This is a genomic window from Brotonthovivens ammoniilytica, from assembly GCF_025566885.1.
Lineage (GTDB): Bacteria > Bacillota > Clostridia > Lachnospirales > Lachnospiraceae > Brotonthovivens > Brotonthovivens ammoniilytica.
On sequence record NZ_JAOQJQ010000001.1, the window covers coordinates 207,291 to 230,267 of the forward strand.

The 22,977-nt window shown below is 42.0% G+C and carries 20 protein-coding genes; 19 read left to right on the forward strand and 1 reads right to left on the reverse strand.

From position 1 onward, the window contains the following. Positions 1-2: 2 nt before the first annotated feature. The 3 genes from OCV88_RS00955 to OCV88_RS00965 all read left to right on the forward strand — a co-directional run bounded on the left by OCV88_RS00955 (position 3) and on the right by OCV88_RS00965 (position 3,208). Complete coding sequence (locus OCV88_RS00955) at positions 3-1,676, forward strand: FAD-binding protein (RefSeq protein WP_158423780.1); 1,674 nt, start codon at positions 3-5, stop codon at positions 1,674-1,676. Between the two features lie 244 nt (positions 1,677-1,920). Further along, on the forward strand, positions 1,921-2,853 hold the full coding sequence (locus tag OCV88_RS00960) for a LysR family transcriptional regulator (protein WP_158423781.1): 933 nt from the start codon (positions 1,921-1,923) through the stop codon (positions 2,851-2,853). 103 nt (positions 2,854-2,956) lie between these two features. Continuing rightward, positions 2,957-3,208, forward strand: coding sequence for a heavy-metal-associated domain-containing protein (locus OCV88_RS00965; protein ID WP_158423782.1), 252 nt, complete (start codon positions 2,957-2,959; stop codon positions 3,206-3,208). Between the two features lie 135 nt (positions 3,209-3,343). Here the strand turns inward: OCV88_RS00965 and OCV88_RS00970 are convergent, their stop codons facing one another. Then, on the reverse strand, positions 3,344-4,327 hold the full coding sequence (locus tag OCV88_RS00970) for a uroporphyrinogen decarboxylase family protein (RefSeq protein ID WP_262590571.1): 984 nt from the start codon (positions 4,325-4,327) through the stop codon (positions 3,344-3,346). Positions 4,328-4,687: 360 nt separating this feature from the next. Here OCV88_RS00970 and OCV88_RS00975 point away from each other — a divergent pair, with 360 nt between their 5' ends. The 16 genes from OCV88_RS00975 (at position 4,688) to mraZ (ending at position 22,965) form a co-directional block, all read left to right on the forward strand. Beyond that, positions 4,688-6,130, forward strand: a complete 1,443-nt coding sequence (locus OCV88_RS00975) for a sodium:solute symporter family protein (RefSeq protein WP_158423784.1) — start codon at positions 4,688-4,690, stop codon at positions 6,128-6,130. A 28-nt stretch (positions 6,131-6,158) separates the two neighbouring features. Beyond that, positions 6,159-6,287 (forward strand): hypothetical protein, encoded by a 129-nt coding sequence (locus tag OCV88_RS00980; protein WP_262590572.1) that lies wholly within the window; start codon positions 6,159-6,161, stop codon positions 6,285-6,287. 254 nt (positions 6,288-6,541) lie between these two features. Beyond that, positions 6,542-7,030, forward strand: a complete 489-nt coding sequence (locus tag OCV88_RS00985; RefSeq protein ID WP_158423785.1) for a MarR family winged helix-turn-helix transcriptional regulator — start codon at positions 6,542-6,544, stop codon at positions 7,028-7,030. After that, a complete protein-coding gene (locus OCV88_RS00990; RefSeq protein WP_158423786.1) occupies positions 7,023-8,756 on the forward strand; it encodes an ABC transporter ATP-binding protein in 1,734 nt (577 codons plus the stop codon). The genes OCV88_RS00985 and OCV88_RS00990 overlap by 8 nt, the downstream gene beginning before the upstream one ends. After that, positions 8,749-10,647: an ABC transporter ATP-binding protein gene (locus OCV88_RS00995; RefSeq protein WP_262590575.1), complete on the forward strand. Its 1,899-nt coding sequence runs from the start codon at positions 8,749-8,751 to the stop codon at positions 10,645-10,647. Before OCV88_RS00990 ends, OCV88_RS00995 begins: the two co-directional genes overlap by 8 nt. A 130-nt stretch (positions 10,648-10,777) precedes the next feature. Continuing rightward, positions 10,778-11,644: a DegV family protein gene (locus OCV88_RS01000; protein ID WP_158423788.1), complete on the forward strand. Its 867-nt coding sequence runs from the start codon at positions 10,778-10,780 to the stop codon at positions 11,642-11,644. 160 nt (positions 11,645-11,804) lie between these two features. After that, positions 11,805-12,248: a PaaI family thioesterase gene (locus OCV88_RS01005; RefSeq protein ID WP_158423789.1), complete on the forward strand. Its 444-nt coding sequence runs from the start codon at positions 11,805-11,807 to the stop codon at positions 12,246-12,248. A 3-nt stretch (positions 12,249-12,251) separates the two neighbouring features. Continuing rightward, entirely contained in the window at positions 12,252-13,136 is an 885-nt protein-coding gene (locus OCV88_RS01010) for a LysR family transcriptional regulator (protein WP_158423790.1), read from the forward strand. 135 nt (positions 13,137-13,271) lie between these two features. After that, positions 13,272-14,549, forward strand: a complete 1,278-nt coding sequence (locus OCV88_RS01015; RefSeq protein WP_158423791.1) for an adenylosuccinate synthase — start codon at positions 13,272-13,274, stop codon at positions 14,547-14,549. Positions 14,550-15,088: 539 nt separating this feature from the next. Continuing rightward, positions 15,089-16,033, forward strand: a complete 945-nt coding sequence (locus OCV88_RS01020; protein WP_158423792.1) for an ABC transporter ATP-binding protein — start codon at positions 15,089-15,091, stop codon at positions 16,031-16,033. After that, positions 16,033-18,138: a Gldg family protein gene (locus tag OCV88_RS01025; protein WP_158423793.1), complete on the forward strand. Its 2,106-nt coding sequence runs from the start codon at positions 16,033-16,035 to the stop codon at positions 18,136-18,138. Before OCV88_RS01020 ends, OCV88_RS01025 begins: the two co-directional genes overlap by 1 nt. A gap of 540 nt (positions 18,139-18,678) precedes the next feature. Next, the gene (locus tag OCV88_RS01035) at positions 18,679-19,179 is read left to right on the forward strand and encodes an SEC-C metal-binding domain-containing protein (protein WP_158423795.1); all 501 of its coding nucleotides are present in this window, start codon (positions 18,679-18,681) and stop codon (positions 19,177-19,179) included. A gap of 18 nt (positions 19,180-19,197) precedes the next feature. After that, complete coding sequence (gene thrS / locus OCV88_RS01040) at positions 19,198-21,156, forward strand: threonine--tRNA ligase (protein ID WP_158423796.1); 1,959 nt, start codon at positions 19,198-19,200, stop codon at positions 21,154-21,156. Between the two features lie 163 nt (positions 21,157-21,319). After that, complete coding sequence (locus tag OCV88_RS01045) at positions 21,320-21,634, forward strand: DUF1540 domain-containing protein (protein WP_158423797.1); 315 nt, start codon at positions 21,320-21,322, stop codon at positions 21,632-21,634. 416 nt (positions 21,635-22,050) lie between these two features. Beyond that, entirely contained in the window at positions 22,051-22,212 is a 162-nt protein-coding gene (locus tag OCV88_RS01050; RefSeq protein WP_262590577.1) for a Spo0E family sporulation regulatory protein-aspartic acid phosphatase, read from the forward strand. 321 nt (positions 22,213-22,533) lie between these two features. After that, positions 22,534-22,965 carry a division/cell wall cluster transcriptional repressor MraZ gene (gene mraZ, locus OCV88_RS01055; protein ID WP_158423799.1) on the forward strand — a complete coding sequence of 144 codons (432 nt, stop codon included), beginning with the start codon at positions 22,534-22,536 and terminating at the stop codon, positions 22,963-22,965. Positions 22,966-22,977 lie beyond the last annotated feature (12 nt).

The following is a 22,977-nucleotide window of genomic DNA, read 5'->3' on the forward strand; positions in this document are numbered from 1 at the left end:
GAATGAAGCAGACAAAGATTGTGCAGAAGAAAATAGAGACAGACATTCTGATTGCAGGCGGTGGAATCGGCGGGCTGAGTGCTGCAGTAACAATCAAAGAGAATAATCCGGAGGCAGAAGTTTTGATTGTTGAGAAACAGACAGCAGGATATGCAGGAAAAGCCAACAAAGGCGGCGGCGTATTACAGTACTTTGATCTTGAGAAAACAACCCCAATGGATTTTGTTGCATATCATGCGAATATGGTAGGATGCTATCTTGGTAATCAGAATATGATGCTGAAGTATGTTGCTATGAATAATGAGATGTTAGATAAACTGGAGGAATGGGGCGTCAAGGTTCCAAAGAACCGCATTCCAACCGGACCAATGACTTACATGGTAGGAGTAGACCTTGATATTACATTACAAGTTCGAAAAGTAGCGGCAAAGCTGGGTGTAAAATTTATGGATAAGACAACAATATCTGATTTGCTGGTGACTAACGGAAAGATTGCAGGAGCGGCAGGCTACAATATTCTGGATGGTACATTTTATGAGTTTAATAGTAAGCTTGTTATCATGGCTACCGGAAGTCAGAATTATCGTGTTGCATCAATGTGGAGTAATGGAAGAGGAGATGGTATTGCAGCGGCATATCGTGCTGGAGCGCAGATGAGGAATCCGGAATTTGGGAATTTTTCTCAGCTTTTCCGAGTAAATAGTAACAGAGAATGTGTTTTCGGTGAAAATGTAATGTATGATGCATATGGAGAAAATATTACGAAAAATTTCCGGCGTTTTCCTGAGGCAGATATCTCTTCTAGTGCAGTTGCGGAATGGTACAATCAGGTATCTGCAGGCAGAGGTCCAATCTATCTTCATATTGATGAGAACCCTATGACAAGTAATGAAGAAATGATGCTTCATGCATGGGAAAGACCTTATGGTTTGCGTTTCTGGGAGATTGACTTTGAGAAAGCATCTACAGTAGATAAAGACTGGGAGGTTGTACCCGGATTTGTTGGGGAGCAGTCCCCTGTTAAAGTGGATGAAGAAATGCGTACCACAATTGATGGAATGTATGCGATCGGGGATTTAAGCTATGGTGGATCTGCAGCACCAGGAGCAGTGCCGGCACCTCCGGGACGAAACAGAGGGTCTGGAATCCTGAACGCTGTATTTGCTGCAATCATTGCAGGAAGAAATGCGGCTTTAGCTGTAAAACAGACAAGTCAACAGCCTGTGGATACAGCACAAGTTAAGACCTTGAAAGAGAATGCTTTTGCACCTCTTTTCAGAGAAAAGGGGATTACTGCGAAGGAACTTATCTCACAGGTGCAGGATGTGATCTGTCCGGTAGAGAACAGTGTATATATGAGTGGGCATCGTTTAGAATCAGCACTTAGAAAAATAGAACAATTAAAGCCTCTTGTTTCAGAATTAAAAGCAGAAGATCTACATGATATGTTGTCTTGTCATGAAGCAGAAGCAATGGTACTTTGCGCAGAAATGCAGTTTCGCGGAGCGCTGATGCGTAAGGAATCCAGAGGCTGGTTTTTAAGAGAAGATTATCCGCAGATGGATAATGACAATTGGTTAAAGTGGATCGTGTGTAAAAATGAGAATGGAACAATGGTATTTGATACAGAGGAAGTACCTATTGATACTTATCCAATCCAGCCACCGAGATTTTAGGTATTGAAAGTATCTGATGCGGATATCATCTGCTTATAAATTAGAGCCGCCTTAATGGGTGGCTTTAATTTTGACTAAAGGATGTAGTTTGGAGGGAGATTGAAAAAGTAATACGATTGGTTCTATTGTAAGAGGAGAAGATTTAATAAAACTGCAGGTGGAGAGGGAAAAGGCAGTTTCTGGTATATAAGTGTTTTGGAGTTTGTGTTATAATAATTCCATTATAATACCGGGGGAAAAGAAAATGACAATTGTACAAATCAAGTATTTTATAACAGTAGTAAAATGTGCCAGTTATACAAAGGCGGCAGAACAGTTATTTATTTCTCAGCCGGCACTCAGCAGACATATTAAAAATATGGAAGAAGAATTAAATATTCAGTTGTTTTTGAGAACCAATAACGGCATACGTCTGACTCCGGCAGGCAGTTCGCTTTATGTGGGGATGCTTGATCTGTATGAAAATTATATTGAGATGGTAAATAAGGCGGAAAAGATTCAAAAGGGATTAGACGGCACACTAAAAATAGGAATACTGGACCAGACCAATGTTTCTGATTTTATGCCTATGATTTATCAGTATTTTCAGGAGAATTATCCCAATGTAGATCTGTGGTTTCAGGAGGGTTCTTTTAACTATCTGGTGTCAGAACTTTACAGCGGCCGGCTGGATTTGATCTATACACTGAAGTTTGAGATTGAGCGCAAAGAAGGTATTATGTATCAGTATGTTTCCCATTCCAAGGACCATATTGTTATGAGCCGTTTTCATCCCCTGGCAAAAAAGGATCAGGTAACATTGGATGATGTGAAGGACGAAACTTTTGTTTTGATTTCGGAAGAGGATAATCCGGAGTCGGCGCCTCTGATTCTGGCTCTCTGCAAAGAACACGGGTTTGTTCCGCAGGTACATTATGCAAAATCCTTAGCAGAGCAGATTCTCTGGATCGCAGTGGGCATGGGTGTATCTATTCTGGATTCACGAACCTATTTAAAGCTGAACCCTGATGTGAAGTTTTTTGAAATCGACAGTAACTGGGATCCGTCGCTTGTAATTGCATGGAACCAGAATAATTATAATCCGCTGCTGTCTGTTTTCATAAAAAAAATGAATGAGATACTGGGAACGGAAGAGGAAGATATTCACGGTGCCGGTCTGGAAAAGGACAGACCATAACGTTAGTAAAACAGAGCGAGATTTGATTGACAGAAACAGGCTTTCGGAGTAAAATTCTGTAAAAAGGTTAGAGAAAACTAACTATAGGAAAGGACTGACAGATATGGTTAAAACGACAGTTAAAATTGATGGAATGCAGTGCGGAATGTGTGAAGCTCATATGAATGACGCCGTAAGAAATGAATTTAAAGTCAAGAAAGTAACTTCATCTCACAGCAAAAATCAGACGGAAATTATTTCAGAGGACGAGCTGGATGTACAGAAATTAAAAGACCTGATTCAAAAGACAGGCTATACTTACATAGAGTCCAAAACAGAACCCTATGTAAAAAGAGGGTTGTTTCACCGGGGGTAATTCAAAACATGTAAGATGTAATATTTAAGAAAATAAAAAACCTCACCTGCTGTCAGGTGGGTTTTTTATTTTACAAAGCATCGCTTTTTCCTTGAGAAACTGAACAATATGGAATGTGTCAATGAGAAAGCCTGATTACTTATCTTGATAAACTGTTTTTCCGCATTTTGCGATTTCATCAATCATAACATCTGTAGTCCATCCGCCGAATGGGAGGAACATAGGGAAGTAGCAGTAGCCTTCTGCCGTTTTATAAAATACTTCCCGCACTGCTTTGCGGACATCCTCTTCAGTTACAAGCCCTGCAAGAGCATCTGTCTGATATTTCTGATAGTCCGGTGTTACATGGTATCCCAGGTTCATGCCGGTGAGTTTTTTTAATTTTGGAATGTCATTGATTTCCATTCCCTGCCATGCGTCAATTCCAAGCTCCACAAATTCCGGAACAATTTCTTCCATTTTACCGCAGGAGTGCATATCAAAAAGCACGCCCAGTTCGTGGCAGCGGTCAACTGCTTTTTTGATCTGAGGTTTAATCAGTTCTCTCCAGATATCCGGGGAAAAGAACATATTGTTCTGTGTTCCCCAGTCATCATGGAACATCAGGACATCCGGTTTATAAATTTCAATAACTTTTTCCATCAGTCTGAGTTTCCATTCCATAAATGCATTCAGAAATGCCTCTACCTCTTCCGGGTCAGTAAGAAGCGCACACAGTGCATTCTCAAATCCCATGAGCATATGCAGTCTTTCAAATGGTCCGTTTACGAACATCATTTCAAAAACTTTATTTTCACGGTCAATTTCACTGATATGATCAATTTCTTCTACACGGCTCCAGTCCCAGGCGTCCAGATCTGGGAATTTGACAACCTCCCGCCAGTCGCAGATATCTTCTAGAATCGGATCCTGAGTATGATCCGGTGCAATGGCATCTACACTTGCTTCATATTTCCACTGTACTCCGAACCAGTCAGTCCCTCCTGTTGTGTGAGGGGGGCGTTCCGCGTAAGTCTCCGGATTAAATAATACGAAAATACCATCATCAGTAGGAAGTGCGTCAGTAGGCTCGTGACGGAAAAAGGCCAGAGCGCGTTCTTTTGGTGTCATTTCTTTCATTATCATTCTCCTTATAAAAATAATATGATTTGAAGGTACAGTTTTCAAAATAAAACCGGCAGATAAAACGCTGTGGTCTGGTTTGGAAAACTGCAATGAAAAGTCTGCGGTGTTTTTATCTGCTTTTATTATAAAAGAGCTGTAATGACAATGCAAATTCAAAACCGGTATGGCGCTATTGAAAAATGGTATGGGGTACAGCAGAAAGACCTATACAGAAAATGTATATGGGTATTCATTTTTGATATTTGGTTTCTGTTATAGGTATTGCTACAATATAGTTATGAAAAGTTTGCATTTATTTTATCATTAATTTACAAAATTTATTAATTATTAATAATTAAAAGAAGGGAGAAAGAGATGAATTTAGGTATTTTGATCGCGATTGTCATCTATGAAGTGGTTTCAATCGCACTGGTATCGTGGTTTATTTCGCGTAAGAACAAAAAAGGAGGAGAAGGAGCCGGCGGCTTTGCTTTTGCCGGCGGGGGACTTCCGGCATCTTTGGTGGGCATTACGCTGGCACTGACACTGCTTGGTTCGGCTCACAACTGGGGAACCTGTCAGAATGCAGCTTCTATGGGTGTTATTGCAGCATGGTTCGGTATTGCCTGTGTGGTAATGATGGTAGTTATTACACAGATTACCGGTCCGTGGATGCGCCGTACCGGGGCAAAGACATCCGGAGAATTTTTAGGTAAGATTTTCGGGCCTACATCCGGAAGATTAATTTCTGCCATGAACATTGCTCTGATTATTGGCATGTGCTGTCTTGAGATGGAAGCCATTGCGGTTACCATTAATCTTATGACAGGATGGTCTTATACAGTATCCGCGATTCTTGGCGGTATTGTTGCTGTATTATACGTGCTGCTTGCCGGCATGAAAGAGATTGCATGGCTGAATCTGATCAATGCGATTTTAATGTATCTGGCTCTGATTTTAGTATTTATCAGTCTGATTTTTGAATTGCCGGGTGGATGGGATGCCGTGGAAACTACAATGAAAGCATCTGCGGAAACCAGCTGGATGACAGATCTGTTTGGAAATCCTGCTCTGATTGTCGGTTTTGCAATTCCGTCAGCACTGGGAGCATCTTTGTTCCACGGTATGGCTCAGACTGGATATCAGCCTGTTGTAACTGCTAAAAATAACAAAGAAGTAAAGAAATCTATCTGGTTTGCAGGACCTATCAATGGATGTTTCTGTATCCTTCCGGCTTTAATCGGATTAGCTGCATTTTCCATTATTGCATACCGAAATGCAGGAGATATGATGATGACACCGGCCATGATGGCTGATCTCCTTCCAAAACCGGTTCTGGGACTCTTGCTGGCAGGATTCTTGGGTGTAGACCTTTCCTCCTTTGCAGTAATGGCTCTGGCACCTGCAACCATTATCTCACATGATATCTATCCTCTGAAAAATCCAAAAGTAACAGAGGAGCAGAAGACAAAACTGACACGTATTATCATTGTGATTATTGGTATTGTTTCTATCTTAATCTGTAATATGCAGCCGGCGGTTGTTAACATGGTTAACTGGAGTTTTGCATTTGGTGTTCCGGTATTTATTATGGGTATCATCGGACTGTGGTGGAAACGTTCCATGAAAGCTTCTATTATAACCTTTATTGTTACCTGGATTGCAGTGTGTATCTGGTCAACCTTTGGTTTACAGGATTATCTGCAGCTGCCAAACTTCCACGTTACATACATTGCAACCATTTTCTCTGTAGTATTTGGTGTTATTACAACGGCAGTCTGCAAAGGGAAAAAAGGTTTATTTGTAAAGAAGAAATAGATTGTTTCGATAGATAGGAGGGATCTCTATGCATATGTGCATTGTTTCAATCGTTCAGGTAGTAGTTATTGTATTTGCAATTACCGGAATCGGTTTTGCCATTGGCAAGTTCAATAAATTTGGCTCATCAGATGATATCTGGAAGGAGGATAAGTAGATGACATTAACACAGGCCTGGATGCTGATCATTATTCTGGTAATGGCTGCTTTTATGGTAGTATCGACTGTCTGGGGGAAGAACAGTGATCAAAAGGACGAGGATCAGAATTAAAAAGACAATATCAGAAAGATGAAAAACAAGTAAAACATTAGTAAATGATCTTGACATTAAATTTATAACAGATATAATGAATAGCACGCTATGAATTTTCATAGCGTGCTATTCATTGTTCTTGGGAAGGAGAAATTTATGTGGAGGAAACAAAAGAATACAGTCTGCGGTCTTTAATCTGCCGTAATTTAAAGATATTTGACTGTATGATGAATGACCACCGCAACAAAGATATGGAAGGCAGCGGTATGACAGGGCGTCAGTTCGAAGTCCTATCCTATTTGGTGGAGCATCAGAATGAAAATGTGAAGCAGGTGATGATTGAAAAGGATTTTCAGTTAAGCAATCCAACTGTCAGCGGTATTTTAAAACGTCTGGAGCAAAACGGACTTATCTGCAGAATATCAGAGGATACAGATAAACGCTGCAACCGGATTGTGGTAACCAAAAAAGCACAAAGAGCGCTGATTCAGGCGGGCGAGAAATGGGAGATTCTGGAAGAGAAGCTATTTGACGGGATAGCAAAGGAAGAGGAACAGATCTTTGATGAAATTCTCGGCAAACTGTGCAGAAACATAACAAAAATGAGAATTGAACAGGAAAAGGAGTTAAAGAATATTTATGATTAAAACGTTAGCGAAAAGTATCCGTGAATACAAGCTGGCATCAGTTCTGGCAGCAGTATTTATGGTGGGCGAGGTTTTGATGGAAGTTCTGGTGACCTTCATGATGGCAAAAATGATTGATGAAGGTTTCTCAAGCAATGATCTTGGATATGTAATCCAGATCGGTGCGGGAATGCTGATTATGGCAGCGGCAGGACTTGTATGCGGTCTTCTTTCCGGGCGATATGCGGCAGTTGCTTCCGGAGGGCTGGCCAAAAATCTCAGAAAAGATATATTTTACAATATTCAGGAATTTTCCTTCCAGAATATTGACAAATTTTCAACTGCCAGTCTTGTTACAAGGCTGACAACAGATATAACCAACGTACAGATGGCGTATATGATGATTATCCGTCTGCTGGTGCGTTCCCCGATTATGATTGTATTTTCACTGGTCATGGCCTTTATGCTCAGTGCAAAGCTGTCATTGATTTTTGTGATTTTAGTACCGGTGCTGGCATTTTTACTGTTTGTGATTATTAAATCCGCCCACGGTTACTTTGTAAAATTATTTAAAAAGTACGATCACTTAAATTCCGTTGTTCAGGAGAACTTAACAGGAATCCGTACGGTAAAAGCATATATAAGAGAATCCCACGAAATAGGAAAATTTGAAAAAACCTCCAAAAGGATTCTGGATCTGTCAAAGAGTGCGGAAAAGAGATTGATTCTTACAACTCCGTGCATGTTTGCCATGGTATTTATCTGCATTATGTATTTTTGTTATACAGGTGCAAATATGATCGTGTCAGAGACATTGACGACAGGTGCGCTGATGAGTCTGATTACTTATTCTATTCAGATTTTATCCAGCCTGATGATGGCTTCCATGGTACTTGTTATGTGTGTTATGGCCAAAGCATCAGGAGAACGTATTGCAGAAGTGCTGGATGAGAAGAGTTCTCTGACAAACCAGGCACAGCCGGATTTTGATATTCCGGATGGGTCCATTGTGTTTGACCATGTATCTTTCGCATACAGCGACGGGGAAAATAAAGAGATTTTAAAGGATATTAATCTCAATATAAAATCCGGGGAAACTGTGGGAATTATCGGCGGAACCGGATCTGCAAAAACAACGCTGGTACAGCTGATACCGAGACTTTATGACGTGACCGGCGGGAAACTGCTGATCGGCGGAAAAGATGTCAGAACCTATGACTTAAAAACACTGCGTGACTCTGTTTCTATGGTACTGCAGAAAAATGTCCTGTTTTCAGGCACCATCAGCAGTAATCTTCGCTGGGGCAATAAAGAGGCCTCGCAGGAAGAGATTGAGCATGCGGCGCAGCTGGCTCAGGCAGATGAATTTGTATCAAAATTCCCTAAAAAATATGAGACTGTTCTAGATCAGGGCGGAACAAATGTTTCCGGCGGCCAGAAACAGCGTCTCTGCATAGCAAGAGCGCTGCTGAAAAAACCGAAAATTCTGATTCTGGATGATTCTACCAGCGCGGTAGATACGAAAACAGATGCACTGATAAGAAAAGCTTTTGCAGAGGAGATTCCCGATACTACAAAGCTGATTATTGCTCAGAGAATTTCTTCTGTGGAACATGCAGATAAAATTCTTGTAATGCAGGATGGATGTATCTGCGATATAGGAACTCATGAAGAATTATTAAGGACCAGCCACGTATACCAGGAAGTATATGAATCCCAGCAGAAAGGAGGAATCGGAGATGAATAACGGACAGAATACATCAGGAATGAAAAAAGAAGCAAGAAAAAGCATGATGAAAACCCTTGGCCGTTTGATGAAATATGTAACGGGAATTTACAAGTTCCAGTTTGTGATTGTTGTTATCAGTATTCTTCTGGCTGCGGTAGGGCAGGTTATTGGTATTATGGAAATGCGGTATTTGATTGACGATTATATTGTACCGTTTATCGGCCAGGACCATCCGGTGATGTCAGAGCTTGTTACAATTATACTGACTATGGCGGCGGCATATGTAGTAGTTATCTTTTTCTCATATCTGTACAGCCGTCTGATGATTAATATAGCCCAGGGAACGTTAAAGACGATCAGAGACGAGATGTTTAAGCATATGCAGTCTCTGCCCATCCGTTATTTCGACACCAACGCTCACGGAGATCTTATGAGCCGTTATACAAATGATACGGATACGTTACGGCAGATGATCAGCCAGGCAATTCCTCAGATTTTGTCTTCTGTAATTACAATGGTTTCCGTATTTATATCTATGCTGATGCTCAGTGTTCCAATGACTATCATCGTAGTTTTGATGCTGATTTTGATGCTGTGGATTACAAAAAATATCGGAGGCAAAAGCGCAAGATACTTTGTAGAGCAGCAGATGTCTTTAGGCGCTGTCAACGGCTATATTGAAGAAATGATGGAAGGCCAGAAAGTAATCAAGGTGTTCAATCATGAAAAAGAGAGTAAAGAAGGGTTTGACCGCCTGAATGATAAACTGTGCGATCATGTGATCAGGGCCAATACATTTGCAAATATTCTGATGCCTATGCTGTTTCAGATCGGGAATCTGACATACCTTGTAGTAGCGGTGATCGGCGCGGCATTATCCATTACAGGCGTTGCCCCCATTACCCTTGGGGTATTAGCTTCCTTCCTTACCTTTACAAGAAGCTTTACTCAGCCCATTTCTCAGGTATCCCAGCAGGTCAGCTACATTGTAATGGCTCTTGCAGGTGCGCAGCGTATTTTTAACCTCATGGACGAAGAGCCGGAAGAGGATCAGGGAACAGTGACACTTGTGCGGGCCAATGTTTCGGATGACGGAACTATTACAGAGTCAGAGGGCAGAACCGGCCAGTGGGCGTGGAGGGAAGTTCAGGATGGAAAAACCATTTATACCCAGCTGAAAGGGGACGTCCGTTTTAAAGATGTAAACTTTGGATATAATGAAGATAAAATGATATTAAAGCATATGTCGCTGTTTGCAAAGCCAGGACAAAAGATTGCCTTTGTAGGACCTACCGGAGCGGGTAAGACTACAATTACAAATCTGATTAACCGTTTTTATGATATCCAGAACGGACAGATTCTGTATGACGGAATTGATATTAAAAAGATCAGAAAATATGATCTGCGCCGTTCTCTTGGGATTGTACTTCAGGATACCCATCTGTTTACAGGGAGCATCGAGGATAACATCCGATACGGACGTTTAGATGCCACCCATGAGGATGTAGTGGCTGCGGCGAAACTTGCCAATGCGGATTTCTTTATCCGTCATCTTCCGGATGGATACGATACGATCATTTCCGGGGACGGCTCTAACCTATCCCAGGGGCAGCGTCAGCTGCTGGCTATTGCCAGAGCGGCCATTGCCAATCCGCCGGTTCTGATTCTAGATGAAGCCACATCCAGCATTGATACAAGAACAGAAGGGATTATTCAGGACGGTATGGATCAGCTTATGAAAGGCAGAACCGTATTTGTGATTGCCCACCGGCTTTCTACTGTCCGCAATTCAGAAGCCATTATGGTACTGGAGCAGGGAGAAATCATAGAACGGGGAAGTCATGATGAACTGATTGAACAGAAAGGTAAATATTATCAGCTGTATACAGGGGCTTTTGAACTGTCATAAACATCAGTTTTTGGACTGAAATAAATTTTGAATGCCGGGGCAGGTTTCCGGGACAGGAACTTGTCTCAGTATTCAAACTATGATAGAATAAACTCATATATGTAGTTTTAGCATAGACAGGAGAGAATATATGAGTAAAATTGCGGTAATAACTGACAGTAACAGTGGAATTACACAGGCGGAAGGAAAAGAACTTGGGATCTATGTTGTTCCGATGCCGTTTTATATTAATGGAGAAATGTTTCTTGAGGATATTGACCTGAGTCAGGAACAGTTTTATGAAAGGCTGACAGAAGGCGCGGAGATAAAAACTTCCACTCCCACGCTGGCGACTTTTACTGAACTTTGGGATAGCCTTTTAAAAGAATATGACGAAATTGTCCATATTCCCATGTCAAGCGGTCTTTCTAGCACCTGCTCTACAGCAGCCATGCTGGCCGCAGATTATGACGGCAAAGTGCAGGTTGTTGACAATCAGCGGATTTCCGTTACTCAGCGCCAGTCTGTGCTGGATGCTAAGATGCTGGCTAAGGCAGGGAAAACGGCAAAAGAGATTTATGATATATTAATGGAATGTAAAATGGAATCCAGTATTTATATTATGCTGGATACCCTGTATTATCTGAAAAAGGGCGGCCGTATTACACCGGCTGCAGCAGCTCTTGGGACGCTGCTGAAGCTAAAGCCGGTTCTTCAGATTCAGGGAGAAAAGCTGGATGCCTTTGCCAAGGCCAGAACTGTAAAACAGGCGAAAAGCATTATGATCAAACAGATCAAAGATGACTGTGAGAAGCGGTTTGGAGGCGCGGACGGCAGCCATGTGCATATTTCCATGGCCTATACAAAAGATCTGGAGGCAGCAGAAGAATTTAAAAAAGAGGTTCAGGCGGCTTTTCCAAATCATGATATTGTATTAAATCCATTGTCTTTGAGTGTTGCCTGCCATATTGGACCGGGCTCCCTGGCAGTGACTGCTTCAAAAATTGTAGAATCCTAGTAAAATTTACCGGAAAGCTGATTGATTCCATGGAGTTTGATCAGCTTTCTTTTTTACTCTGCAGGAAATACCGTATTGTGATAAAGCTGAAAAGTGCCGATTTCTATAGAGCAAAAAACGCTTTGCTGTGGCCCGCACTGCGGCGGAAAGGAATGAATATATGATTGATTTTGAACAGATAAAAAAAGACAGAAATATGCAGAATGGATTTATTAATCAAATTGGATTTGTAGTAACAGATGTAAAGAAGGGATATGCCAAGGGTGAGATTGCGCTGACAGAAATGCATGGAAATCCAATCGGCTCCATCCATGGGGGCGTGCTGTTTTCCCTGGCGGATTCAGTGGGAGGCGTTGCGGCCACAACGGCAGGATCCTTTTGTACAACAGTAAATGGTACGATTAATTACTTAAATCCGGCTATCGGATGCAAAAAACTGGCAGGAGAGGCCAGGCCCATAAAAATAGGACGCAGGCTGGCTGTGATTCAGGTGACGATTACAGACGAAACAGAACGGATCATTGCCTGTGCTACAATGACTTATCAGTATCTGGGAGATAAAATACCATTTCCTTATAAAGATGAGAAAGAAAGCGAATCGTAGGATATGAATCTGAATCTGGAATACTATAAGGTATTTTATTATGTAGGCAAATGCCAGAGTATTACTTTGGCGGCAGAAGAACTGTCCTTATCTCAGCCGGCAGTCAGCCAGTCCATCCGGAATCTGGAGGATATGCTTGGAACGGCGCTGTTTGTGCGGACAGCCAAAGGGGTGCGCCTGAGCGCGGAGGGCGCGGTTCTTTATCCGTACGTGGCCAGAGGATATGAATACTTCTGCCAGGGAGAGAGAAAGCTTCGGGAACAGCTGGACCTGGAGTCGGGAGAGATCAGAATCGGTGCCAGCGATATGACGCTGCAGTTTTATCTGCTGGATTATCTGGAAACATTTCATGAGAAGTATCCCGGGATAAAAGTTCAGGTAACCAATGCGCCCACGCCTGAGACCCTGCGGTGTCTTTGGGAGGGCAGAATTGATTTTGGCGTGGTTACAGCTCCCGTGTTTCACAAGTCCCATCTGAAGCTGAAAAAGGTCAGAACGGTAAGAGATATTTTTGTGGCGGGGGAAAAATACAGCGCATATCGGGACCGGAGGGTAAGCTTAAAAGAGTTAGAGGAACTTCCGCTTATCTGTTTGGAGGGGGAAACTTCCTCCAGAAAATATGTGGAGATGTTTTTAAAGGACCAGCAGATACAGCTGCATCCGGAGTTTGAGCTGGCTACCAGTGATATGCTGGTTCAGTTTGCCCGCCGGGGCCTTGGCATGGCTTCGGTAGTGGAGGATTTTGCCCGCCGGGAACTTTTAGAAGGGACGTTATTTGAGCTGAAGCTGGAGAAAGAAATACCGGAAAGGGCCATGTATGTAGTCACGGATGACCGGATTCCGGTATCCGCCTGCGCCAGCCGGCTTTTAAGTATTTTAGGGTGCTGATATAATTAATACTTATGCTTAATATAATTAATATTGATTTTACTTATGAGAGGTTATTGTGTATAATCAGAAAGTAAAACAGGCGATGTTTGGACAGGTTTTGCGGCCTGTCCTTTTTTAAGGAGGATTCTTATCATGGTAAAAGCAGTAGTCGGAGCCAACTGGGGAGATGAAGGAAAAGGTAAAATTACGGATATGCTTGCAAAGGAAGCGGATATTATCGTCCGGTTTCAGGGCGGAGCCAATGCGGGACATACAATTGTAAATGATTATGGTAAATTTGCACTTCATACACTGCCTTCCGGTTGTTTTTATGAACACACTACAAGCATTATCGGCAACGGGGTGGCCCTTAATATTCCGGTTCTGTTCCAGGAGATTTGTGATATTACAGCAAAAGGGGTACCGGCTCCAAAGATACTTGTATCAGACAGAGCACAGATGGTGATGCCGTATCACATTTTATTTGACCAGTATGAAGAGGAGCGTCTGGGAGGAAAATCTTTCGGTTCTACAAAATCCGGAATTGCTCCGTTTTATTCGGATAAATATGCAAAGATCGGCATTCAGGTCAGCGAACTTTTTGACGAAGAGTTTTTAAAGGAAAAAGTTGTCAGCATCTGTGAAACAAAAAATGTACTTCTGGAGCATTTATATCATAAGCCGCTGCTGAAACCGGAAGAGCTGTTAGAGACGCTGCACAAATACCGGGAAATGATTGCACCGTATGTCTGCGATGTATCGGCATACCTTGCACAGGCTATTGGTGAAGGAAAAGAAATTCTGCTGGAAGGACAGCTTGGAACATTAAAAGATCCGGATCACGGAATTTACCCAATGGTTACTTCCTCATCCACACTGGCTGCTTATGGGGCCATCGGAGCGGGAATTCCTCCTTATGAGATTAAAAAAATTATTGTAGTCTGCAAAGCATATTCAAGTGCAGTAGGTGCAGGCGCCTTTGTCAGCGAGATTTTCGGGGAAGAGGCAGATGAATTAAGACGCCGGGGCGGCGACGGCGGAGAATATGGAGCTACCACAGGACGCCCCAGACGGATGGGATGGTTTGACTGTGTGGCAAGCAAGTATGGCTGCCGGCTTCAGGGTGCTACTGACGTGGCCTTTACAGTACTGGATGTTCTGGGCTATCTGGATGAAATTCCGGTTTGTGTGGGGTATGAAATTGACGGTGAGGTTACAACTGATTTCCCGGTAACACCAAAGCTTGAAAAGGCAAAACCGGTATTAAAGACACTGCCTGGCTGGAAAAGTGATATCCGGGGAATCAAAACCTATGAAGAGCTTCCGGAGAACTGCAGAAAGTATATTGAATTTGTGGAAGAACAGATTGGATATCCCATTACGATGATTTCTAACGGACCGGGAAGAAATGACATTATCTACAGAAAATAAGAGAATACGCATTTAAAAGCGGTGTGATATCATCCCTTCCGGGGAGGCAGGTAAAGAAATAAAAACCTGCTGCCCGGAAGGGATTTTTTGCTCTATAGGGATACTATGTTGTGATGAAGCAGAAAAGTACCGATTCCTATAGAGCAAAAAACGCTCCGCTGATTATCGCACTGCGGCGGAGTGGAGTCATATCGCAGAAGCGACCCGCCGCAGGCGGAGAATCTCGCAAGCGAGATTCTTTTTTACGCTACAGGAATACTATGTTGTGATGAAGCAGAAAAGTACCGATTCCTATAGAGCAAAAAACGCTCCGCTGATTATCGCACTGCGGCGGAGTGGAGTCATGTCGCAGAAGCGACCCGCCGCAGGCGGAGAATGTGCTGAAAATTTTAAGGACACAGATCGGACACATTTTGAACAGATTTCTTTCACATTTTTATCAGACTAGTTTCACATTTGGGGCATATGATTTTATATACACAGCTGAAAACACAGATATGTGAAACCGTTGTAATAAAAGTGTGTCAGGAGGTATTTGCGTGATAGAGATACAGCATCTTGTAAAAAAATATGGGAACAATACGGCCGTAAACGATTTGAGCATGGTACTAAAAGCAGGAAAAGTTTACGGCTTTTTGGGGCCTAACGGGGCCGGAAAATCTACTACAATGAATATGATTACCGGTTATATTGGTGCTACATCAGGAGAAATAATAATTAATGGACATGATATCAGAAAAGAGCCGGCGGCTGCTAAAAAATGTATTGGGTACCTGCCGGAGGTTCCGCCTCTTTATATGGATATGACGGTGGAAGAATATCTGAAATTTGCGGCGGAATTAAAGCAGCTCAACAAACATACGCGATATGCGGATATGAAGCAGGCCATGGAGCTGACAAAGATTACAGATGTAAAAAACAGAATGATCCGGAATCTGTCTAAAGGGTATCGCCAGAGAGTGGGGCTGGCTCAGGCAATTCTTGGCTTCCCGGAAATTATTATACTGGATGAACCAACAGCAGGGCTGGATCCGAAACAGATTATTGAAATCCGGGACCTGATAAAGTCATTGTCCCAGAAACATACCGTTATTTTGAGTTCCCATATCCTGTCGGAAATCAGCGAAGTGTGTGATTATGTATTTATTATTTCCAAAGGAAGGCTGGCAGCAGATGATACAGTTGAGAATCTGAAACAGAAGCTTTCAGGTGATGCCGTTTTTGAATTGATTTTGAAAGCGTCAGAAGAGGAGGTATCATTTCTGCAGGATTTAAAAGGCGTGGCATCCTGTCATGTGACGGCCGGGCGGCAGGAGGGAACGGTGAATGTGAAGATGGCGGCAAAAAGCGGGGAAGATTTCCGGGAAGACTTGTTTTATGCCTGTGTGCAGAATGATACCCCTATTTTACAGATGCAGCCGGTGAGCCATTCTCTAGAAGAGGTATTTCTGGAAGTAACCGGGGAGAAGGAGGAACAAAAATAATGAAGGCAGTTTTTAAAAGGGAATTGAAAGCATTTTTCACATCTGTTACAGGCTGGATTTTTATTGCGGCCTTTTTGTTTTTGTTTAATCTTTATTTTTTTGTATATAATTTAAGTTACGGATATGCTTATTTATCCTACCCGCTGTCCAGCATTACTTTTATTTTCCTGATCCTTGTTCCAATTTTGACCATGCGGATTTTATCAGAGGACCGGAAGCTGAAAACAGATCAGTTGATATTTACAGCACCCATATCTATATGGAAGGTAGTGTTTGGAAAGTTTTTATCTATGACGGCAGTGTTCTCTATTGTTATGGGTGTTATTTGTCTTTGCCCGCCGTTTTTATCATTATTTGGAACCGTTCCTATGGCAGAGTCTTATACTGCGATTCTTGGGACCTGGCTGTTTGGTATTTTATCCATCGCTGTGGGATTATTTGTTTCCTCTCTGACGGAAAATCAGGTGATTTCCGCGATCTTAACCTTTGCCTTTTTGTTTCTTGGGTATATGATGAACAGTATCTGCACGCTGATTTCTTCTAACGGAAATCTGCTGACGAAAGTTCTTGGTACGTTGTCTATTTCTGATTATATGAATCAGTTTTTGACAGGAACCTTTGATCTTGCGGGAATTGTATATTATTTAAGCGGCTGCGGATTGTTTTTGTTTCTTACCTGTCAGGTGCTGCAAAAATCCCGTTTCCATGCGGCGGTGAAGAAAGTGAAAGCCGGGGTGTTTAGTACCGGACTGATTGTACTGGGACTTGCGGCTGCAGCAGGACTGAACCTTGGGGTTTCAAAGCTTCCGGAACAGTTTACCAGTCTGGATGTGACCTATAATGATCTTTATTCACTGACAAAAGAAACCAAAGAATATATCAGCGGCATTGAAGATGACATTACAATCTATGTGCTGGTCAGCAGCTCTGAAAAGGATGAGACGCTGGATAAAACCCTTAAGATGTATCAGTCTCAGTCAAAACATATCAAAGTAAAATATATTGATCCGGCTTCCTCGCCGCAGTTTTACAGTACCTATACAGATACAGAACCTGCGTCTAACAGTTTGATCGTAGTAAAAGGTGAGAAATCAAAAGTCGTTGATTATTCTAAAATATATGAGACATCCTTTGATTCTTCTACTTACAGTTCACAGACAACGGGATATGATGGAGAAGGCCAGATTACAAGTGCACTAAGCTATGTAACCAGTGAGAATCTGCCTCAGGTTTATGTGATACAGGGGCATGGGGAGGCGGATTTAGAAACAGAATATCTGGATGCAGTGGAAAAAATGAATCTGGAAGTAAAAGAGGTGAATCTGTTAAAGACAGATGAAATTCCAAAAGAGACGGCCGGAATTATTATCAATGGACCTACGTCAGATTTTTCCAAAGATGATGCAAAGAAAGTAAGAGACTACCTGTCAGGCGGCGGGAAGGCTTTGATTACCACAAATTATGCCGCTGACAGCAGTATGGAAAATTTTAATGCTATTTTGTCCGATTTTGATATTCGTGTGGAAACGGGGGTTGTCATGGAAGGAAGCAGCAAAAATTATTATCAGTATCCTTTTTATCTGCTGCCGGATATTCAGACTGCTGATGCCACGGCATCTCTTGACAACTATGTATTTGTTCCTGACGGGCAGGCTTTAACGAATCTTGGGAAAAAAGAAGATGAGCTTACGTGGACGAAGCTTCTGACAACCTCAGATTCTGCGTATATAAAAGAAAACATACAGGAGATGACAACCTATGAAAAAGAAGAGGGCGATAAAACCGGACAGTATACCATAGCCGCAAATGTTGTAAATAATGAAACAAAAGCGGAAGTAACGGTAATGTCATCCATCTATACCTTCACCAGTGATATTGATACCATGGTTTCCGGAAATAACAGGAAGATGTTTACCAATATTACCAGCACATTTCAGTCAGAAGATTCCAATGCAGTATCCGTGCCGGTGAAATCGTATACCCTGGGAGCTTTGACGGTAAATCAGCTGACAGCAGTTACCTGCGCGCTGCTTCTGGTCATTGTGCTTCCGGTTGTACTTCTTGTTACGGGGATCGTCATCTGGCTCAGAAGAAGAAAGCGGTAATCATAATTTTTAATGGGAGTCTTTATGTTTCATTAATTTATAGATGTATGAATAGACCCATAAAAGAACCGGTACGATAATGGTAAAAATCAGCGAAACTTTTAAAAGCTCCATGGATTGACTGCTGCCTATCAGTGCAAAGATTAACGTGGATATATAAAGTCCTGCCAGCAGGAGAACCCCTAAAAGGGCAAGAAGCTGTTTTATTTTTTTCATATTATATATAGTAGGAAAAATTCCTCTCCTTTCCAATTAGATAGTTCTATTAAAAAACATTTTGTGGAAAAAGTCAATAAAACCACCGGGTTTTGGGCCCGGTGGTTTTATAAGGGGAGGATAAGTTAAAACTTGTCTTTGGTACCGGAAATTTCATCCGGTATCCCGGTGATAAGATGGGGGTTTATCACCGGTCTGATGTTATTATTGCCCCTGTGAAAGAATTTATTCAAAGATTGAAAAAAAAATTAAAGTGAGTTATACTAAATAACAATATGCGTAAATAGCGCAAAACAATAAGAAAAAATCAAAGGTGGTATAAAGATGGCATTATTAGAACAGTGGCAGGCAATTGCCTACAATGAACAGGCGGATCGCGGGGAGCTTCAGAATTTCTGGACGAGATATTTTGCACTGGAGAAAAGCGTTTATGAAAAACTGCTGGAGCATCCGGATGAGGCTGTGGAAGGAACTGTGAAAGAGCTGGCAGAAAAATATGATCTGGAACTGATGGCTATGGTTGGTTTTCTGGATGGAATCAATGACAGTCTGATTACGCCCAATCCCATAGAGACCATGGAAGAGGATACCATGGTAAGCCTTGCTTTTGATAAAGAAAAACTTTATAAAAATATGGTGGATGCCAAGGCTGACTGGCTGTATGAGCTTCCTCAGTGGAAAGAGATTTTTACAGAAGATAAATTAAAAGCTCTGTATAAAGAGCAGAAAAATGCGGGAACAATCCGTAAAGAAAAGAAAATCGGTCGCAATGATCCGTGTCCATGCGGAAGCGGTAAAAAATATAAACATTGCTGCGGCAGATAAAAAGGAGATGCAGATGTTATGAAAATTACATTAAAAGATGGATCTGTAAAGGAATATGACAGCGCAAAAACCATTTATGAAATTGCTGCTGATATCAGTGAAGGGCTTGCCCGGGCGGCTTGTGCTGGCGAAGTAGATGGAGAAGTGAAAGATCTTCGGACTGTTATTGACAGGGACTGCAGTTTAAATATTTTAACTGCAAACGATAAAGAAGGACTGGCTGTCATCCGTCATACGGCGTCTCATGTAATGGCTGAGGCAGTAAAGCGTCTGTATCCGGAGGCAAAGATCGCTATTGGACCAGCTATTGAAAATGGTTTTTATTATGATTTTCAGTGTGAACCTTTTTCCAGAGAGGATCTGGATGCTATTGAAAAAGAGATGAAAAAAATCATCAAAGAAGGAACACCTCTGAATAAGTTCACGCTTCCAAGAAAAGAAGCAATTCAGTATATGAAGGACCGCCAGGAGCCATTTAAAGTGGAGCTGATCGAAGACCTTCCGGAAGGCTCAGAGATTTCCTTTTATGAGCAGGGAGAATTCACAGATCTTTGTGCAGGTCCCCATCTGATGAATACAAAAGGGATTAAGGCATTTAAATTGCTGTCTTCTTCTATGGCATACTGGAGAGGCGATGAGCGTAGAGAGCAGCTGCAGCGGATTTATGCAACTGCCTTTTCAAAAAAGGACGAGCTTGCTGCTTATCTGGAACACCTGGAGGATATTAAGAAACGGGATCACAATAAGCTGGGGCGCGAGATGGAGCTGTTTGCTACTGTTGATGTAGTGGGACAGGGACTGCCCCTCCTCCTTCCAAAGGGAGTAAAGATGGTGATGAAGCTTCAGAGATGGATTGAAGATCTGGAGGATAAAGAGTGGGGATATGTCCGCACGAAAACGCCTCTTATGGCTAAAAGTGATATGTATAAAATATCCGGACACTGGGATCATTACAAAGAGGGCATGTTTGTTCTGGGAGATGAACAGAAGGATAAAGAGGTTTTTGCTCTTCGCCCTATGACCTGCCCGTTCCAGTATTATGTGTATAAAAATGCCCAGAGATCTTACCGGGATCTTCCTTACCGTATGGGAGAGACTTCTACCTTATTTAGAAAAGAGGAATCCGGAGAGATGCATGGTCTTACCAGAGTAAGACAGTTTACCATTTCGGAAGGACATCTGGTTGTCCGTCCAGATCAGGCAGAAGAGGAATTAAAGGGATGTCTGGATTTGGCAAATTACTGCCTGAGGACACTGGGCCTGCAGGAGGATGTTACGTACCGCCTGTCCAAATGGGATCCGAATAATAAAGAAAAGTATCTGGGTGATGAGCACTACTGGGAGTCCACCCAGGGCAAGATCCGTGAAATTCTTGTGGAGAACGGCGTTGAATTTGTGGAAGCCGACGGAGAAGCGGCGTTTTACGGTCCGAAGATTGACATTCAGGCGAAAAATGTATATGGAAAAGAAGATACTATGATTACCATTCAGCTTGACTGTGCAATTGCTGAGAATTTTGACATGTATTATATTGACCAGAACGGAGATAAGATCAGACCTTATATTATTCACAGAACCTCCATCGGCTGCTATGAGCGTACGCTGGCATGGCTCATTGAAAAATATGCAGGTTTATTCCCAACCTGGCTTTGTCCGGAGCAGGTGCGCGTTCTGCCGATTTCTGAAAAATATGCAGATTACGCAGAACAGGTAAGAAAAGAACTGGCAAGAAATGATGTGGATGTTACCGTGGACAACCGCTCTGAAAAGATTGGATTTAAAATCCGTGAAGCAAGACTTTCCAAGGTTCCTTATATGCTGGTGGTTGGCCAGAAAGAGGAAGAAGAGGGAACCGTTTCTGTGAGAAGCAGATATGCAGGAGACGAAGGAACGAAAGCTTTGGAAGATTTTACAGATGCTATCTGTAAAGAAATACGGACAAAAGAAATTCGAAAAATTGAAAATCAGGAATCTTAGGATTTCTAACGGCAGGCAGCACCCGCCCGGATACAAGTCATCAGTATCCAGGCGGGTGTTCTGCGTCAAAAAATGTAAAAAAATGTTGTATAAAATATCTGAATAGATTGCAGGAAATTACTTATACTAACTTTGTTAAAATGTTCAGAAAGGAGTCTGTATTATGACACAATTAGATTGTACAGTATCAAGCTGTATGTATAACAAAGAGAATTACTGCAGTAAAGGGGATATTATGGTAGGAGGACGCAATGCGTCTCATATCAGCGAAACATGCTGTGAAAGCTTTCGTGACAAAAAAGATGGCGGCGCAAGCAACTCAACAGCTCATCCATCTCCCACGATTGACGTAGACTGCGAAGCAGAAAAATGCAGATACAATGATAACTGCAAATGTCAGGCAGGCCATATTGGAATTTCCGGAAGCCAGGCCTGTACCTGCCAGGAGACAGAGTGTACAAGTTTTTGCTGTAAATAGTTAAACTTGTCGAAATGTGTCGATGAAAAGTCCTCTGAATTGTTTGCTTTTTGTCGTATAACAGAGTAAAATATCAGTTGTACAGAAGCAACAAACAGGGGACTGTTTTTTAGTGAGGGATTATTGAATGTGTTTACATAGAAATAGGGTTTTGATTGCTATAAGAAGATAAAACTGCCTGTACAATAATACGACTGTTACTGTAAATAGCTGAAAATCTCAAAAAGAAGGGTGAAGAGTATTTGCTTATGTCATGGGATCCAATATCAAAAAACTAAGTTTCAGGGGTTATGAGTATCACCAGGCTGGCTGAACAACATGAAAATATTGTATTGTAACTGCCAGTTTATGATAGGCAGTAATCACCTTTAATGGGATTGGTTTGCCGGAGAAAATCAAATGAAGAGAGGCAGAAAATGAGTAGAATTTCACAGTTAGAGGAAATGATTGAACACGAAAGACGCATTTTGAACGGGGCCATTTTGGAAGGAAAAGATTTTGAGGCATACTATGAGCAGAGCAAAAAATTAGATGAACTAATTGAAAAGTATTATCAGGTTGTACTGGGTGGACAATAATCCCCCACCTGTGCACCACTTTGGCAGAAAAAAGATGGAAATATATGGAAACAGTATCTGGGCCGGAACTTACGGAGGTTGAAAAACCCCGTAATTCCGGCCTTTTTCGTTATTTTAAAGTATAAACCGGTATGGAAAAATTAAGAATTTTTCATACCGGTTTTTCTGTGTAGTCTATTGCTTTTCCATGAGAAATACTATAGAATGTATCTATGAGTGGCGGAAAGTGGTGTCAAGTGTCATAAAGTGGTGGATAAGTTTATAACTTTGTGGATAACTGAAGATGACACACAAAAAGATACGGGAAGAAGGTGATTTTCGATGTTCATGGGAGAATACAACCATACAGTAGATGCAAAGGGACGATTGATCGTACCGGCAAAGTTTCGTGAATCACTGGGCGAAGAGTTCGTTGTAACGAAAGGACTGGATGGCTGTCTGTTCGTATACCCAATGGAAGAATGGAAGAACATCGAAGAGAAGTTCCGTAATATACCGCTGACTACCAAAGATGCAAGAAAATTCTCCCGTTTCTTCTTCTCAGGCGCCGCTGCCTGTGAAGTGGACAAGCAAGGGAGAATTTTAATCCCTACAGTACTAAGAGAGTTTGCAGATTTACAAAAAGAAGCTGTCCTGGCAGGTGTTTTTAACAGAATTGAGATCTGGAGCAAAGAGCGCTGGCAGGATGAGAGTGAATATGATGATATGGATGAAGTTGCTGAACATATGGCGGAACTTGGTCTTGGAATTTAGAAATGGAGAGAT